Source organism: Actinokineospora iranica (genome assembly GCF_900101685.1).
Taxonomy (GTDB): Bacteria; Actinomycetota; Actinomycetes; order Mycobacteriales; family Pseudonocardiaceae; genus Actinokineospora; species Actinokineospora iranica.
Map to the genome: position 1 here is coordinate 195,037 of NZ_FMZZ01000002.1, position 15,401 is coordinate 210,437.

Annotated in this window: 14 protein-coding genes; 4 read left to right on the forward strand and 10 right to left on the reverse strand. The window is 69.9% G+C overall.

Annotation, left to right across the window (positions count from 1 at the left end):
- Positions 1 to 37 precede the first annotated feature (37 nt).
- From BLS56_RS06200 to BLS56_RS06220, 5 genes are all read right to left on the reverse strand, one after another.
- Positions 38 to 1,213 (reverse strand): ROK family transcriptional regulator, encoded by a 1,176-nt coding sequence (locus tag BLS56_RS06200; protein WP_228771421.1) that lies wholly within the window; start codon positions 1,211 to 1,213, stop codon positions 38 to 40.
- A gap of 36 nt (positions 1,214 to 1,249) precedes the next feature.
- The gene (locus BLS56_RS06205; protein ID WP_091448965.1) at positions 1,250 to 2,683 is read right to left on the reverse strand and encodes a sugar ABC transporter permease; all 1,434 of its coding nucleotides are present in this window, start codon (positions 2,681 to 2,683) and stop codon (positions 1,250 to 1,252) included.
- A 268-nt stretch (positions 2,684 to 2,951) separates the two neighbouring features.
- Positions 2,952 to 3,725, reverse strand: coding sequence for an ATP-binding cassette domain-containing protein (locus BLS56_RS06210; protein ID WP_091448966.1), 774 nt, complete (start codon positions 3,723 to 3,725; stop codon positions 2,952 to 2,954).
- A 60-nt stretch (positions 3,726 to 3,785) separates the two neighbouring features.
- Positions 3,786 to 4,892 (reverse strand): sugar ABC transporter substrate-binding protein, encoded by a 1,107-nt coding sequence (locus tag BLS56_RS06215; protein WP_091448967.1) that lies wholly within the window; start codon positions 4,890 to 4,892, stop codon positions 3,786 to 3,788.
- Positions 4,893 to 5,380: 488 nt separating this feature from the next.
- Complete coding sequence (locus tag BLS56_RS06220; protein ID WP_091449271.1) at positions 5,381 to 7,120, reverse strand: DEAD/DEAH box helicase; 1,740 nt, start codon at positions 7,118 to 7,120, stop codon at positions 5,381 to 5,383.
- A 269-nt stretch (positions 7,121 to 7,389) separates the two neighbouring features.
- On the opposite strand from BLS56_RS06220, the gene BLS56_RS06225 reads away from it, so the two are divergent.
- Complete coding sequence (locus BLS56_RS06225) at positions 7,390 to 8,487, forward strand: YihY/virulence factor BrkB family protein (protein ID WP_091449272.1); 1,098 nt, start codon at positions 7,390 to 7,392, stop codon at positions 8,485 to 8,487.
- Positions 8,488 to 8,722: 235 nt separating this feature from the next.
- On the opposite strand, the gene BLS56_RS06230 is transcribed toward BLS56_RS06225, so the two are convergent.
- The 4 genes from BLS56_RS06230 to BLS56_RS06245 form a co-directional block, all read right to left on the reverse strand.
- A complete protein-coding gene (locus BLS56_RS06230) occupies positions 8,723 to 9,043 on the reverse strand; it encodes a hypothetical protein (protein WP_139190537.1) in 321 nt (106 codons plus the stop codon).
- 622 nt (positions 9,044 to 9,665) lie between these two features.
- Complete coding sequence (locus BLS56_RS31280; RefSeq protein ID WP_175482697.1) at positions 9,666 to 9,818, reverse strand: hypothetical protein; 153 nt, start codon at positions 9,816 to 9,818, stop codon at positions 9,666 to 9,668.
- A gap of 78 nt (positions 9,819 to 9,896) precedes the next feature.
- The gene (locus BLS56_RS06240; RefSeq protein WP_228771422.1) at positions 9,897 to 11,102 is read right to left on the reverse strand and encodes a helix-turn-helix domain-containing protein; all 1,206 of its coding nucleotides are present in this window, start codon (positions 11,100 to 11,102) and stop codon (positions 9,897 to 9,899) included.
- Between the two features lie 27 nt (positions 11,103 to 11,129).
- A complete protein-coding gene (locus BLS56_RS06245) occupies positions 11,130 to 12,320 on the reverse strand; it encodes a helix-turn-helix domain-containing protein (RefSeq protein WP_091449274.1) in 1,191 nt (396 codons plus the stop codon).
- Positions 12,321 to 12,434: 114 nt separating this feature from the next.
- Here BLS56_RS06245 and BLS56_RS06250 point away from each other — a divergent pair, with 114 nt between their 5' ends.
- Complete coding sequence (locus BLS56_RS06250; RefSeq protein ID WP_091448970.1) at positions 12,435 to 13,625, forward strand: helix-turn-helix domain-containing protein; 1,191 nt, start codon at positions 12,435 to 12,437, stop codon at positions 13,623 to 13,625.
- A 62-nt stretch (positions 13,626 to 13,687) separates the two neighbouring features.
- On the opposite strand, the gene BLS56_RS06255 is transcribed toward BLS56_RS06250, so the two are convergent.
- Positions 13,688 to 13,930, reverse strand: coding sequence for a DUF3039 domain-containing protein (locus BLS56_RS06255; protein ID WP_228771423.1), 243 nt, complete (start codon positions 13,928 to 13,930; stop codon positions 13,688 to 13,690).
- A 163-nt stretch (positions 13,931 to 14,093) separates the two neighbouring features.
- Between BLS56_RS06255 and BLS56_RS06260 the strand changes: the two genes are divergently transcribed.
- Together BLS56_RS06260 and BLS56_RS06265 are read left to right on the forward strand one after the other, a co-directional pair.
- Entirely contained in the window at positions 14,094 to 14,375 is a 282-nt protein-coding gene (locus BLS56_RS06260; RefSeq protein WP_228771424.1) for a hypothetical protein, read from the forward strand.
- Positions 14,376 to 14,392: 17 nt separating this feature from the next.
- Complete coding sequence (locus tag BLS56_RS06265) at positions 14,393 to 15,328, forward strand: pseudouridine-5'-phosphate glycosidase (RefSeq protein ID WP_091448972.1); 936 nt, start codon at positions 14,393 to 14,395, stop codon at positions 15,326 to 15,328.
- The last annotated feature ends 73 nt before the right edge of the window (positions 15,329 to 15,401 follow it).

The following is a 15,401-nucleotide window of genomic DNA, read 5'->3' on the forward strand; positions in this document are numbered from 1 at the left end:
CCGCCCGCTTCGCGTTCCGCGCGTCCCGGGCAGTGGGTCAGACCATGTCGAGGACCGGCTCGAAGGCGAGTTCCGCCGCGCCGACCAGCTTCACGTCCGAGCCCATCGCCGAGGCCAGCACCCGGGTGCCGCCGATCGCGCGGCTGACCAGGCTGCGCCTGCCCACCTCGGCGCCGACCTCGGCCACCAGGGCCGGGGGGAGCGCGGTGAACAGGTCCCCGAGGACCACCAGTTCCGGGCCGAACGCGTTGACGATGTTGACCAGGCCCAGGGTCAGCCACTCGCGGAACTCGCCGAGCCGGGCGGCCGCCAGCTCCGGCCGCTGCGCCAGCGCCCGCAGCTCGGCGACGACCATGCCGCGCGGCGAGTGCTCCGGCAGGTCGAGCGCCCGGCACAGGGCCAGCTCCCCCACCTCGGTCTCCCAGCAGCCCCGGCTGCCGCAGTAGCAGGCGCGGCCCGCCGGGTTGACCACCATGTGGCCCAGCTCGCCGACGTAGCCCGCCGTGCCGCGCAGCGTCGAGCCGTCGGAGATGACACCGCCGCCGACCCCGATGTCGGCCGAGACGTACACCGCGTCCAGGGAGCCGCGCGCCGCGCCGCGCAGGTGCTCGGCGAGGGCGGCGATCTCGGCGTCGTTGGCGACCCGGACCGGGGCGGCCAGCGCCACCCCCAGCCGGTCGCCCAGCGGAATCCCGCTCCACCGCAGGTTGGGCGCCTCGTGCACGAAGCCGTCGCGGCGGCGGACCACGCCGGGCACGGACACCCCGACGCCGGTCATCCGCACGCCCAGGTCGTCGACCAGGACGCGGGTGGACTCGATGACGTGGGTGATCAGCTCGTCCGGGTCGCGGGCCCTGCCGTGCAGGTTCCAGCTGTTGCGGGCCAGCATCTCGCCGCCGAGGCCGACCAGCGCGATCGCCACCTGCTCGACCCGGATGTCCACCGCGAGCACCACCGCCGCGTGCGAGCGCGGCAGCACCAGCAGCGACGGCCTGCCCGCGCCGGAGCGCAGCCGGGGCACCCGCTCCTCCACCACGCCGGACTCGGCCAGCCCGTCGACCAGGGCTTTGATGGTGCTGCGGTTGAGGCCGAGCTCGGTGGCCAGCGCCGCGCGGGTGCACGGGCCGCCGACGTGCAGCCTGCGCAGCAGGGCGGTGCGGTTGTGCCTGCGCACCTCGTCGGGACGCGCTCCCGCCGTGGGTGAGCTGGTCACTGCCTCGCCTTTCCGGTCACTCCCCGCCTGCTCGCCCTACCGGCTCGCCGCCGAGGCCCGCCGCCGCGAGAGCGCGTCGACGGTCGCCGCGAGCAGCAGCACGAGCCCGGTGACGATGTTGACCACCGCGGCGGGCTGCTCCAGCAGGCCGAGCCCGTTCTCGACCACGGCGAGCACGAGCCCGCCGACCACGGCGTGGAAGACCTTGCCCCGGCCGCCGAACAGCGAGGTGCCGCCGATCACGGCCGCGCCGACGGCGAACAGCAGCGTATTGAGCCCACCCGCCTGCGGGTCGACCGACCCCACCTTGGACGAGTAGACGATCGCGCCCAGCGCGGCCACCGACGAGCACACCACGAACACGCTGGCGCGGATCTTGCCCACGTTGATGCCCGCCCGCCGGGCCGCCTCGGCGTTGCCGCCGACGGCGTAGATGTGGCGGCCGTAGCGGGTCCGGTTGAGCGTGTAGGTGCCGACGACGAGCAGCACCAGCACGATGGGCACCACATACGGCACGCCCCGGATCACGACGAAATCGTTGAGCGAGCGGTCGAGCGTAAGCGCGAACGTCGCGAGAGCGGCGAGCACGGCGACCGCGCCGACCTTGGCCAGCACGACCGGCGTCGGCGCGGTGACTAGCCCCCGGTTGAGCCTGCCGACGTGCTCGCCGAGGACCACCAGGGCGTACCCGCCCGCCCCGACGGCGAACAGCGCCCAGCTCCCGGCCACGGACATGGTGCCGTTGGCGACGGAGAACAAAACCGGCTGGGTGCCGATGCCGAACACCCCGCCCTCCCCGATGAACTGCAGGATCACCCCCTGCCAGGTGATGAACAGCGCCAGCGTCACCACGAACGACGGCATCCCGATCTTGGACACCAGGAACCCCGTGATCACCCCGATCGCCGTCCCCACACACACGGCGAGCAGCATCTCCACCCACGGGTTGGGCGCCACCCCCGACATGGCGACCCCCACCGCGACCAGCGACAGCGCCGCCCCCACCCAGATCCGCATCACCAGCGCCAGCACAGCCGCGACCACCAGACCGCCGACGAAGACAGAGAAGACGGTGCTGCCCATGCCGCCGAGGAGGTTGCCGGAGCGCACGTAGTGCATGGCCATCACCGCCGCGCACACCCCCGACGCCGTCCCCGCGGACAGGTCGATCTCCCCCAGCAGCAGGACGAACACCAGCCCCATCGCGATGATCATCTTGCCCGCGCCCTGGGCGAGCAGGTTGGCGGTGTTGTCCAAGGTCAGAAAGCTGTCCGAGAGCGCCCAGAACACCACCACCAACGCCCCAAGCCCCAACACGGCGGGCAGCGAGCCAAGGTCGCCACCCCGCAACCGGGCAAGGTAATCGCGGACGGCTTCCCCGGTGGACTGGGTGGTGGTGTCGATGCCGAAGTCGGAAATGGCGCCGCCCGGTTCGCTCCTGGGCAACGCGGCGGATGGTGTGTCGGTCATGTTCCCTCACGTGATGACGGCGAGTCGGCGGTCAGGCCCTCCGCGGTTATCCACAGGCAAGAGCTCGCGAGTTCGGCTGATCGCGGCGGACGTGTCCGGTGGCAATGACGCTTCCTGAGTTGTCCACAGGCAAGATCGTTCCCGCCTCGACTGTCGGTGCGCCCCGATAGACTGGAGCGGGGCGGCCCCCCGGGGAGGGTGGGGTTTGCCGTCGCGCGGGGGCGGGGTGAACGGTGGGGGGTGGAACGGTGCGGCGGGGTTGGGCGGGTTAGACGGTGGCGGTTTCGGGGCGGGCGAGGCCTAGGTCGCCGGAGCGGCCCGCGGTGATCAGTTCGACGATTTGGCCGTGGGTGACGTCGCGGGTGGCGACCTCGGCGACCATGCGACCCAGGTAGAGGGTGGCTATCCGGTCGGCGACCTCGAAGACGTCCGCCATGTTGTGGCTGATCAGGACCACGCCGAGGCCCTGTTCGGCGAGTCGGCGGACCAGGTCGAGGACCTGGCGGGTCTGGGCGACGCCGAGGGCGGCGGTGGGCTCGTCCAGCAGCACGACCTTGCTTTCCCACAGCACGGACTTGGCGATGGCCACGGTCTGGCGCTGGCCGCCGGACAGGGCCGAGACCGGGGTGCGGACCGACTTGACCGTGCGCACCGACAGCGACGCGAGGGTGTCCCGGGCGGCTTTCTCCATGGCCGCCTCGTCCAGGAGCCAGTCGCTGCCGCGTTCGCGGCCGAGGAACATGTTCTGGACGATGTCCAGGTTGTCGGCGAGCGCCAGGTCCTGGTAGACGACCTCGATGCCGAGGCGGGCCGCGTCGCGGGGGCCGCCGATCGACACCCGCTCCCCGGCGAAGCGCACCTGGCCCGAGTCCATCGGGTGGATGCCCGCGACGCATTTGACCAGGGTGGACTTGCCCGCGCCGTTGTCGCCGACGAGCGCGGTCACCTCACCCGCGCGCACGGTGAAGTCCACGTCGTGCAGCACGTGCACGGGGCCAAAACTCTTGTTGAGCCCGGTGAGTTCGAGAACAGGTTCGCTCATGGCGGCCTCCAGGGGCTGGGCCGGTCCGCGGACCCCGCGACCGCGGACCGGCGGGACGGGTCAGCTGATGCCAAGCCGCGCGCACACCGCGGCCAAGTCGCCGCCGCAGATGTCGCCCGCGGTGACGTAGCCCTCTTCCACAACCAACTTGGCGGTGTCCTTCGTGGTGAGCCGCGGTTCCAGCAGCACCGACTTGACCTTGCGGTTGCCCTTGGGGTCGTCGCTGGACTTGTCGGCGATCGAGTCGGCGGTCGCGGTGTCGTTCTTGGCCAGCGCCGCGGCGAGCCGGGCGGCGGCCTCGGCCTCCTGCTTGATCGGCTTGAACACGGTCATGTGCTGCTCGCCGCGCAGCACGGCCATCAGACCGTCCGGGGTGGCGTCCTGCCCGGTCACCGGGACCTTGCCCGCGAGGCCGTTCTTGCGCAGCACCGTGATCACCGCGCCCGCGAGCCCGTCGTTGGCGGCGACGACACCGTCGACCTTGCCCCCGTTGGCGGTGAGGATCTGCTCGAAGGTGACGCCGCCCTTCTGATTGTCCCACCCGTCGATGGGCTGCGACCGGACCAGTTTGAGCGCGCCGGAGTCGTAGAGCGGCTGGAGGACGTTGCGCTGCCCGGTGTGGAACAGGGTCGCGTTGTTGTCGGTCGGCGCGCCCTCGATCTCGATCACCTGCGCGCCCGGCTTGTCCTTGAGCGCGTCCGCGAGGCTGCGGCCCTGCACCTCGCCGACCTTCACGTTGTCGAAGGAGACGTAGTAGTCCGAGCCGCCGCCGAGGTTGAGCCGGTCGTAGTCGATGGTCGGGATGCCCCGCGCCTTGGCCTTGGCCGCGACCGCGCCGCCGACCTCGCTGTTGATCGAGGCGATCACCAGGACCTTCACGCCCTGGCTGATCATGCCGTCGGCGAGGGTGCTGAACTTCTGCACGTCGCCTTGCGCGTTCCGCACATCCGGGTCGAGGCCCTGCGCCCGCATCGCGGACTCGATCATGGGTTTGTCGAAGCCTTCCCAGCGGGCCGAGGTCGCGGTCTCGGGCAGGATGACGCCGACTTTGACGCCACCCGCCGCACCGGTGTCCTGGTTGTCAGCGGGTGGCGCGGCTTGGTTGGCGCCACAGGCGGTGAGAACGCCTAGTCCTGCGGCGAAGAGGGCCAGTTTCTTGCTGCGCATCAGTCGTCCCTTTCCAAGGCCGGGGGACGCGCCGCCTGGGCCCGGGCGACGGGTCGATATGTTGCGCCTCACAACATATGCGCCCTTGCCGGGTGACCGGAAGCACACTGGCTCGATTCAGATGCGGTCTTGCGGACACGTTTCGGCAACGGAGTCGACATCTGGGTGGCCTTGTTGCTCGATGGGGGCTTCTGCTGGGGCGTGGCTGTGGTGGTTGGCTCGATGGGCGCAGGTTCCGCCTGGCAGATGCTCGGGTTCGCTGCACCGCACCCATCGAGCACTGGGCGGGCCTCTGTTCGGCCTGGCAGGCGCTCGGGTGTGCTGCTCCGTCCCGTCGAGCACCTGGCAGGGCCGGGCTTGGTTGGCAGGGGGCGGATTTGCTTCTTGACCCCATCGAGCACCTGGCAGGGTCGGGTTCGGCCTGGCAGGAGGGCGGCTAGAGGGTGCGCCGCGCCTGTGGACAACTGGCGATCACGGGAGTGCGGAGGTCACCAGGAGCGGAGGGTGGCGATCCGCTCTTCCAGCTGTTCGACGGTGGCCATGGCGGTGGGTGGGCCGCCGCAGGCGCGGCGGAGTTCGCCATGGATGAGGCCGTGGGGTTTGCCGGTGCGGTGGTGGGCCATGCCGACCAGGGCGTTGAGTTCTTTTCGGAGGGCGGCCAGGCGTTCCTGGACCGACTGCGGCTGGGGCGGTTTGGGGGGTTCGGGTTTGCGCTCGGCCGCCGCCTTCGAGCGTTCGTCCAGTTGTTGGGACTGGCGTTGGCGGAGCAGTGCGCGGACCTGGTCTGGTTCCAGGAGGCCGGGCAGGCCCAGGTATTCCTCTTCCTCGGCCGAGCCCGCGAACGCGGCCGTGCCGAACGAGGAACCGTCGAAGATGACCTGGTCGAGTTCGGCTGAGGCACCCAGGGAGGTGTAGGCCTTCTCGTCCTCGCCGGGCTCGTCCTTGGTGCGGTTGGCGTCGGCGAGAAGTTGGTCGTCCCAGGCGTCGTTCTCCCGGTGGGGTTTGCCCAGGACGTGGTCGCGTTCGGCCTCCAGCTGGCTGGCCAGGTCGAGCAGGACCGGGACCGAGGGGAGGAAGACGCTGGCGGTTTCACCTGGGCGTCTGGCGCGGACGTAGCGGCCGATCGCCTGGGCGAAGAACAGGGGGGTGGACGCGCTGGTGGCGTAGACGCCGACCGCCAGGCGGGGGACGTCGACGCCCTCGCTGACCATGCGGACGGCGACGAGCCAGCGGGTGTCGGAGTCGGAGAACTCCTGGATGCGGCCCGACGCCTTCGGGTCGTCGGAGAGGACCAGGGTGGGCTCGTCGCCGGTCATCCGTTCGAGGATCTTGGCATAGGCCTTGGCCGTGGTGTGGTCGGAGGCGATGACCAGGCCGCCCGCGTCGGGGACGCCGCCGTTGCGCAGCTGGGTCAGGCGGGTGTCGGCCGCGCCGAGGACAGCGGGAATCCACTCCCCCGCCGGATCAAGAGCAGTGCGCCACGCGCGGGCTGTCTGTTCGGCGGTAAGCGGCTCTCCCAGGCGGGCGGTGAACTCTTCTCCCGCGCTCGTGCGCCAGCTTGCCTCGCCGGAGTAAGCCAGGAAGATCACCGGGCGGACCACGCCGTCGCGGAGGGCGTCGGCGTAGCCGTAGGTGTGGTCGGCCTTGCTGCGCAGGAAGCCGGCGCCGTCGGGCTCGTACTCGATGAACGGAATCGGCGAGTCGTCGCTGCGGAACGGGGTTCCGGTGAGCGAGAGCCTGCGGGTCGCCGGGGTGAACGCCTCCCGGACGGCTTCGCCCCAGCTCTTGGCGTCGCCGCCGTGGTGGATCTCGTCGAGGATCACCAGCGTCTTGCGCTGCTCGGTGCGGACCCGGTGCAGGCTGGGGTGGGCGGCGACCTGGGCGTAGGTGACGGCGACACCCCGGTAGTCGCGGGAGGTGGCGCCCATGGAGTTGGTGAAGTTCGGGTCGATGGGGATGCCCGCCAGGCTCGCCGACGCCGCCCACTGGTGCTTGAGGTGCTCGGTCGGCGCGACGATCGTCAGCGACTCGACGGTGCGGTCGGCCAGCAGCTCGGCGGCGACCCGCAGCCCGAAGACGGTCTTGCCCGCGCCGGGGGTCGCCACCGCGAGGAAGTCCTTGGGACGGCGGGTGAGGTACTTGGTCAACGCCCGGCGCTGCCAGTCACGCAGCGGGCGCGCCGCCGGGGCCTGCGCCTGGGAGTCGGGTTCCACCTCGGCCCGGGTCACGGGATGCCCCAGCTCCTTCCGCACGTCGTGAACGCTCTTGAACACACAGCTCGTCTTGACACAGTCGTCTTGCCACTGCCCGGCCCAAACAGACCGATGCCCCCAGCGGCTCCCGCCGGGCGGTCGGTGCGCGGCGGTTCGGACCCGGTGGAGGGCGATCGTGAGGATACCTTCCGGGGACCCATGATCGCCGCCGGTCGCGACACGTGGATAACGATCAGCACGTGGTCGCGCCGAACGGGCGGCCATGGACCATGCTTGTGACCGCGATGATCCCGCAGCCTGACCACCGGACCGGCCGCGACGGGACACCGGAGCGCCGCGCGCCGCGCCGGGGGCCGTCACGGCTGGTCGCGCGCACCCTGTCGAAGGCCTGGGACGGCAACCTGTTCTCCGAGGCCGCCGAGGCCGCGTTCTGGCAGGTGCTGTCGCTGCCGCCGCTGCTGCTCGGCCTGCTCGGCAGCCTCGGCTATGTGGCCGAGTGGTTCGGCCAGGACGTGATCGACGCGGTCAAGGCCGACATCATCGACATCTCGCGGACCGCGTTCAGTGGGAACGTGGTGACGCAGATCATCGAGCCGACCGTGAACGACGTGCTCACCGTGGGGCGCGGGGAGATCGTGTCGGTGGGCTTCCTGATCTCGCTGTGGGCGGGGTCCTCGGCGATGTCGTCGTTCGTGGACGCGATCACCGTCGCGCACGACCAGTACGGGGTGCGCAACGAGGTGTGGCAGCGGATCTTCGCGCTGCTGCTCTACGTGGCGAGCCTGGTCCTGCTGGTCGTCGGGCTGCCGGTGCTGGCGCTGGGCCCGGACCTGCTGCCGAACCTGCTGCCCTCGGCGTGGCGGCCGACGATCACCGCGTGGCTGGACATCGCCTACTACCCGATCATCGGCCTGCTGATCGTGCTGGCGCTGGCGACGCTCTACAAGCTGGCCCTGCCGCGCAAGCTGCCGTGGCACCGGGGGCTGCCGGGCGCCCTGCTGGCGATGGTGTTCTTCCTGCTCTCCAGCATCGGGCTGCGGCTCTACATCGGCTGGATCACCACCACCGGCTACACCTACGGCGCGCTGGCGACGCCGATCGCGTTCCTGCTGTTCGCGTTCTTCATCGGCCTCGCGGTGGTCATCGGGGCATACTTCAACGCCGCCATCCAGGAGATGTGGCCCGCCAGGATGACCCGGCGGCAGCGGCGGCGCTGGCGGCGGCTGGAGATGGAGCGCGCGGCGGAGAAGATCCGCACCAGCGAGAGCGAGCGCGCCTGGCGCGAGTCCGGGCGCCCGGCGGAGCCCGCCGACCAGGTGGGTTCGGCGGGCTCTGCCGATGGCACCGACTCGGTGCAGGCGCGCCAGGACCACAGCGGGTGACCACGGGCAGCAGAGGATGCCGAACACTCGAATCCCGCCTGCGACGCCTCGGCAGCACTCGTCGTCGCGCCGCAGCCGATCACCCTCTGTGAACCTGTCCGATTTGGACACTCGGCATCCGCTGACCGGGGTCATACTTTTGGTTGACGCGGAATAGATCAGGAAAGACGCCATGCCAAACGCGCCGCGAACCAGGAAGCCCAGTCGGACGAGCCAGAACTCCAACCCATCTGACTCACCTCTCCGGGAGGGCAGCGAGCACCCGCTCACTGCCCTCCCGGCACGTTTCCCCCACCGCGATCCTGCGCACACGCGGGGAGGCCACCTCAGCCACCCGCCCATCCTCGATCAAGGCCGAGTTCGACCACAGCACGGGCAACACCTCCTCGAAAACCGAGACAAGGGGGCTCACGCATTCGACAGAGAGATTGAGTACCGCCATCATCCCCAAACCGCTATGCCCGACGGTGATCTCCGCGAAATCCTCGATGACCCGATATTCAATCGGCCCACCATTCACACCCAAGGCGACCATAACTGCCCGCGGCAACGTCACACCCAATTCTCCTTGTCACACATCCACGATCGCACAATCACGCAACTCCCGAAACAGATTCGCCGCGACGGTCCACCGCACAGCGGGGTCTCCCCAAGGAACCAACTCCAGCGCGACCGGCACCGGAAACGGCCTCCCCGCCCGGTAGCGCACCCCCGAAACCCCCACGATCGGCGAACCACCCGCCCGAACAACAACATGCCCCCGCCGCAACGCGGGACACGCGCGCACAGAAACCCGAAGACAGGCTAGGCAAATCGGCGGTTCGGTGACCCCCATCCCCTCCGGCCACCCCGGCCAGTCACCCCGATGATCCTGGAGCACCCACAGCACACCATCGCCGGTCCGCTCGGCCGGACCCCCGCAAACCTGACACAGCAACTTCCGCATCGCCCGCCGCTGCCGCGCCGAATGAACCTTGCCGAACACCGGCCTGCCCCGCCCGGGACACAACGGCGTCCGAATCCACAACACCCCATTGCGGTCACGATCCCCGACAACTTCATCCGAATAAGCGACACCCACCCCACTGGAATGCGCCACGACCCGACTCGGCGGTGCTTCCTCCGCACTCCACATGGTGATGTAAGGAACGACAAGATCCCTCGACATCGCGTCGATTTCAGTGCCCATCACGGTCACCGCCGTCGCCCCCGCGCACCTCAACGGCGGCGAACTCCTTGTTCCGCCCACGCGGGCGAACACGAGTGCTTTCCTCGACCACACCAAGGATCGCGACCATCGCGACCACACCCAAGACAAGCATCACAACCATGCGTCACCTCCTGATCGAACGTGACGCTATGCACCAGCCGAGGTCGGTCCTTAACAAGCCGTTACGACCGGGGGAGCTTCACCCATTCGGGCTGATGCCCACGCGCCAGGCCAAGCCGCGCAACTCACGGCTTCCCGCGTTTCGCCGCGCGTTGGACAACAGGCTCCCGACCGCCTCACGCACGAACACGTTGTTCCTAACCATCTGCGGCGCCAACTTCTCGGCGCGGAGCAGCCCCGCCAACCCCTGCTCCTGAAACTTTCGCTCCGCCAGCAGACCACGGCCGTAGTCGATCCAGAACGCGGCCTGCCGTGACCTCGACACCCCGCCCGGGGTGAATCCGGACGCGATTTCGGCCACCTTGGCGCCCTCGCCCAACTCGACGCCGATCGCTACCCGCCAGATGCCGACATTCGTACGACCGAAGCTCATTTGCATCCAAGAACTCACGTCCGATTCGATCAGTTCGGCCAGAGCGGCCGCCTCAGCCATGTGTGTCAGCGCCTCGTCGGCTTGGCTCTCGACCGCGCAAGCAAGGGCAGCGGCGAGATGCGCCATCCCCTTCACCTCGACCCGGGCACCAGGCACATCGGCGGCGGCTACGGCGAGTTGGCGTTGCCTGGTCCGGTTGCCGCCAGTGAGCAGCTGCGCCCGCCGGTATGCGGCGTAGGCCAACCACACCGGGTCGTCCAACTGCTCCGCGACCTGCCGCATCCGCTCGACGGCGAGCATCGGCAAACCCGCCACCCCCAGATCGCGGGCCAAGGAGCCCGCTGCCCTGTAGGCGGACAACAACCCGACGAGGGCGTCGGTGCGGTGTTCCGTGCCGACCGCCGAAAGGAGATGCGCGATCAGGTCGGGCAGCAACTCAGCTTGCGCCGAGTAGTCCGCGTTCGGGTGCAGAGTCAGGTTCAACCTGTCCACATCAGCCTGCACCGCCTGCCAAGGGCGGTCGGGCACCTCGGGGAACTCCCCGACCGACCAACCGCTGAGCGCGTCACTCACCGCGGCCATCGCGGCGTGCGCGACCGCCGACGAAGCGTCCGAAGGCGCGTACGGCTTGCCCGTCAGCTCGGCAGGCGAGACCCGCAGCGCTTGCGCGATACCTTCGAGAACAGCCCGCTTCGTCACCGGGCGCACCCCACGCTCGATCATGCTGAGATAAGGACCGGTGATCCCAGCCAGCTCAGCGGCGGTCGTCTGACTCAGACCACGCCAAGTCCGCACCTCTCGTATACGCCGACCGATATGCGATTCCGACACGTCCATCAGCAAGCCTTTCACCAACGAGCCGTTACGACCGGGAGAGCGTCACCCATTCGGGCCGATGCCCACGCGCCAGGCCAACCCACGCAACTCACGGCTTCCCGCGCTCTGACGGGCGCTGGACAGCAGGCTCCCGACCGCCTCACGCACAAAGACGTTGTTCCGAACCTTCTGCGGCGCCAACTTCTCGGCGCGGAGCAGCGCCACCAACCCTTGCTCCTGAAACTTTCGCTCCGCCAGCAGACCACGGCCGTAGTCGATCCAGAACGCGGCCTGCCGCGACTTCGACACCCCGCCTGGGGTGAAACCGGACGCGAGTTCAGCGACCCTGGCGCCCTCGCCCAATTCGGTGCCGATGGTCACCCGCCAGATGCCGACGTTCGTCCGGCCGAAGTTGGTCTGCATCCACGGACTCACGTCCGGCTCGATCGACTCGGCGAGAGCGGCCGCCTCGGCCACGTGGGCCAGTGCCTCATCGGGTTGGCTCCTGGCCGCGCAGGCGAGGGCGGCGGTGAGATGGGCCAGCCCCTTCGTCTCGACCCGGGCACCGGGCGCTTCCGCGACAGCGACGGCGAGTTGGTGTTGCCGGGTCCGGTTGGCTCCGGTGAGCAGTTGCGCCCGCTGGTATGCGGCGTAGGCCAACCACACCGGGTCGTCCAACTGCTCCGCGACCTGCCGCATCCGCTCGACGGCGAGCATCGGCAGACCGGCCACCCCCAGATCATGGGCCAAATACGCCGCGGCCTTGTAGGCGGACAGCAACCCGACGAGGGCGTCGGTGCGGTGTTCCGTGCCGACCGCCGAAAGGAGTTGCGCGATCAGGTCGGGCAGCAACTCAGCTTGCGCCGAGTAGTCCGCGTTGGGGCGCAGGTTCGAGTTCAACCTGGCCACATCGGCCTGCACCGCCTGCCAAGGGCGGTCGGGCACCTCAGGGAACTCCCCGACCGACCAACCGCTGAGCGCGTCACTCACCGCGGCCATCGCGGCGTGCGCGACCGCCGACACAGCATCCGAAGGTGCGTAAGGCTTACCCGTCAGCTCAGCAGGCGAGACCCGCAGCGCTTGCGCGATACCTTCGAGAACAGCCCGCTTCGTCACCGGGCGCACCCCACGCTCGATCATGCTGAGATAAGGACCGGTGATCCCAGCCAGCTCAGCGGCGGTCGTCTGACTCAGACCACGCCAAGTCCGCACCTCTCGTATACGCCGACCGATATGCGATTCCGACACGTCCATCAGCGAGCCCTCCACCAAGGTGAAGACCCAGGGTAGCTGATCAATATGACAAGGCAGGGGACCAAACCCGCCATACTCTGAGATCCAAGTGAACGTCGACGGAAAGGGACAGCGATGTTCGATGACGCGGCCCACGTGGGCCGGACCATCGCCGCTCTCCGCAAGGCGTCGGGGCTCACCCAGCTCCAGCTTGCGAACAAGGTCAACGTGTCGCTCAGCCTGCTCCAGAAAGTGGAGGTGGGCGACCGGGCGGCGACGCATGGCCTGATGTCGGCCGTGGCTCGGGTCCTGCGGGTCCCTCTGGAGAGGTTGACGGGCCAGCCCTACACCGACGACCGCAAGGACGAGAAGACCCACCGGCACATCGACGCGCTGCGCGCCGTGCTCCGGCGCTACGACCTGCCGGACGAAGTGCCCGCCCGCACTGTCGCCGAGCTGGCGCGAGACGTCGACGGGATCGCGCGGCTTCGGCGGGACGCCGAGTACGCGAAGCTGGCGGCGCGGCTTCCTGCGCTGTTGGAGGAATTGGCCAGGGCGGCGCGCGAAAGTCCGGGGACCGACGTGTGGAGTCTGTTGGTCACGGCCTACCACGCCACCCACACATTGGTGTACCGCCTGGGATACGGGGACTTGGCCGAGGCCGTGGAGCACAAGCTCACCTGGGCCGCCGAGCAGACCGGCAATCCGCTCGCGGGGGCATTGGCGCAGCGGACTCGGTGTGTCAGTTTCCAGTCGGCAGGTGACTTCGCGGCGGGGCTGCGCCTGATGGACACAGCGCGGGATGAGCTAGACGACGAGTTGCGGAGCCGCCCGGCCGGTGACGTCATCACGGTTTACGGGAGTCTTCATCTCCGGTCGGTCACCCTGGCCTCACGCGCGGGCGACAGCGGGACCACCCGGGCGCACCTGGACGCCGCCCGGGAGTTGGCGGACCGGATCGACCAAGACCAGGTGCACTGGGGACTGACGTTCGGTTCGGCGAACTCGACCACCCACGAGGTGGCGGCGCACGTGGAACTCGGCGACGGGCCTGCCGCGATCGAGGCGGCGCACCGGTGGCGGGCTCCGCGTTCGATGCCGCGAACCCGGCGGGGCCACCACCATATCGACGTCGCTCGGGCGCACTTGGTCAACGACGACCGGGACGCCGCGCTGCGGTCGCTTCTGGAAGCGCGGCGGATCGCGCCGCAGTTGACTCGGCTGCACCCGATGGTGCGGGAGATGACGGCGGTCCTGGTCACCCTGCACCGCCGCTCGAACCCGGAGCTGACCAACTACGCGCACTGGCTCGGTCTCACCGGCTGACCACCCGCCCGCGCGACTCGGACCTATCGCGGCGGTCAGCGGCGAGGACGAGCCAGGAGGCCTCAGTCGTTCATCGACTCGAAGATCTTCTTGCACTCCGGGCAGACCGGGGAGCCGGGCTTGGGGCTCTTGGTGACCGGGAAGACCTCGCCGCAGAGTGCGACGACCATGTTGCCCATGACGGCGCTTTCGGCGATCTTGTTCTTCCGGACGTAGTGGAACATCTTCGGCGTGTCGTCGCCGGTGGTGTCTGTGCCCTCGGGGCGGGTGTCGACCTCGGGCAGTGTCTGGGTCGGTGCGCTCACCGTTCCATTGTGCAACATGCCCGGGCGATGCGACTCCGCAAGCCGGGGCGGCAGGCAGGATGCGCGCCATGCTGGGCGAAGCCTTGGCCAGCTTCGGCGCGGGTGGCGCGAAGGTCGACGCGCGCATCACTGATCGGGTGGTGCGGGCGGGGCGCGGGTCACGGTGCCGTTGGAGGTGCGGATGCCGTGGGAGACGACGGTCACGGCGGTGTTCGGCAAGCACCTGACCGGCATGGCCGTCGGGTTGCAGACGAACCTCGACCTGGCGGGCACTGGACGTCGTGAAGAAGTCCCGGGTCGCCAAGGGCGGCGGGCTGGGGCGCGCGGGCAGTCCTGTCTGGGCGAGTTCGCCGTGGAGTACGCCGCGATGGGGCAGACCAACTGGGAGCAGCGGATCGAGGGCCTGCCGCGGCAGGTGACCGCCCCGCGCGGCATCTTCGACTGACACGCGATGATGCCGGGGTGAGCGGACACCTGGTTCTGACCGAGGAAGTGGCCGACGCGCTGGCCGAGGGCCGCGGGGTCGTCGCGCTGGAGAGCACCCTGCTGGCCCACGGGCTGCCGCCTGGCCGCAACCACGAGGTCGGGCTGCGCCTGGAGCGCGTCGTCCGGGCGGCGGGGGCGGCGCCCGCGACGATCGCCGTGCTCGACGGGACGGCGCGGATCGGGCTGACCGGCAGCGAGTTGGAGCGGGTGTGCTCGCCGGAAGGCAGGCTGAACAAGCTGTCCCGCCGCGACCTCGGGCCCGCGTTCGCGCTCAACCGGGACGGCGCGACGACCGTGGCGGCCACCGCGGCGCTCGCCCACCAGGCCGGGATCGGGGTGTTCGCCACCGGCGGCCTCGGCGGCGTGCACCTGGCCGCGCCAGCGGGCGCGGCGTCCTGGGACGTGTCAGCCGACCTCGACGTGCTGGCCCACACGCCGGTGACGGTCGTGTGCTCCGGGGTGAAGTCCATCCTCGACATCGGGGCGACGGTCGAGGTGCTGGAGACCCGCTCGGTGCCGGTCATCGGCTTCGGCACGGACTCCTTCCCCGGCTTCTACCTGCGCGCTTCCGCCTACCGGGTGCCGTGGCGGGTGGACAGCGCCGCCGAGGCCGCCGCGGTCGTCGCCGCGCACCGCGACCGGGTGCCGGGCGGGGCGGGGGTGCTGCTGGTCAACCCGGTGCCCGTCGAGCACGAGCTCGACCGCGAGCTGCACGACCGGCTGCTGCGCGAGGGCATGGACCTGCTGCGCGAGCGCGACATCCGCGGCAAGGACGTCACCCCGGCGCTGCTCGCGCACTTCCACGACGGCAGCGGCGGCGCCAGCCTGACCGCGAACACCGAGCTGGTCGCCGACAACGCCCGGGTCGGCGCGGCGGTGGCCGTCGAGCTGGCCCACGCCTCGCGGCGATGAAGACGGGCGATCACGTCCACACCCCGCTCCCGGCAACGCCGGGGATCGCAGCAAGATAACCGTCGGGCCGGCT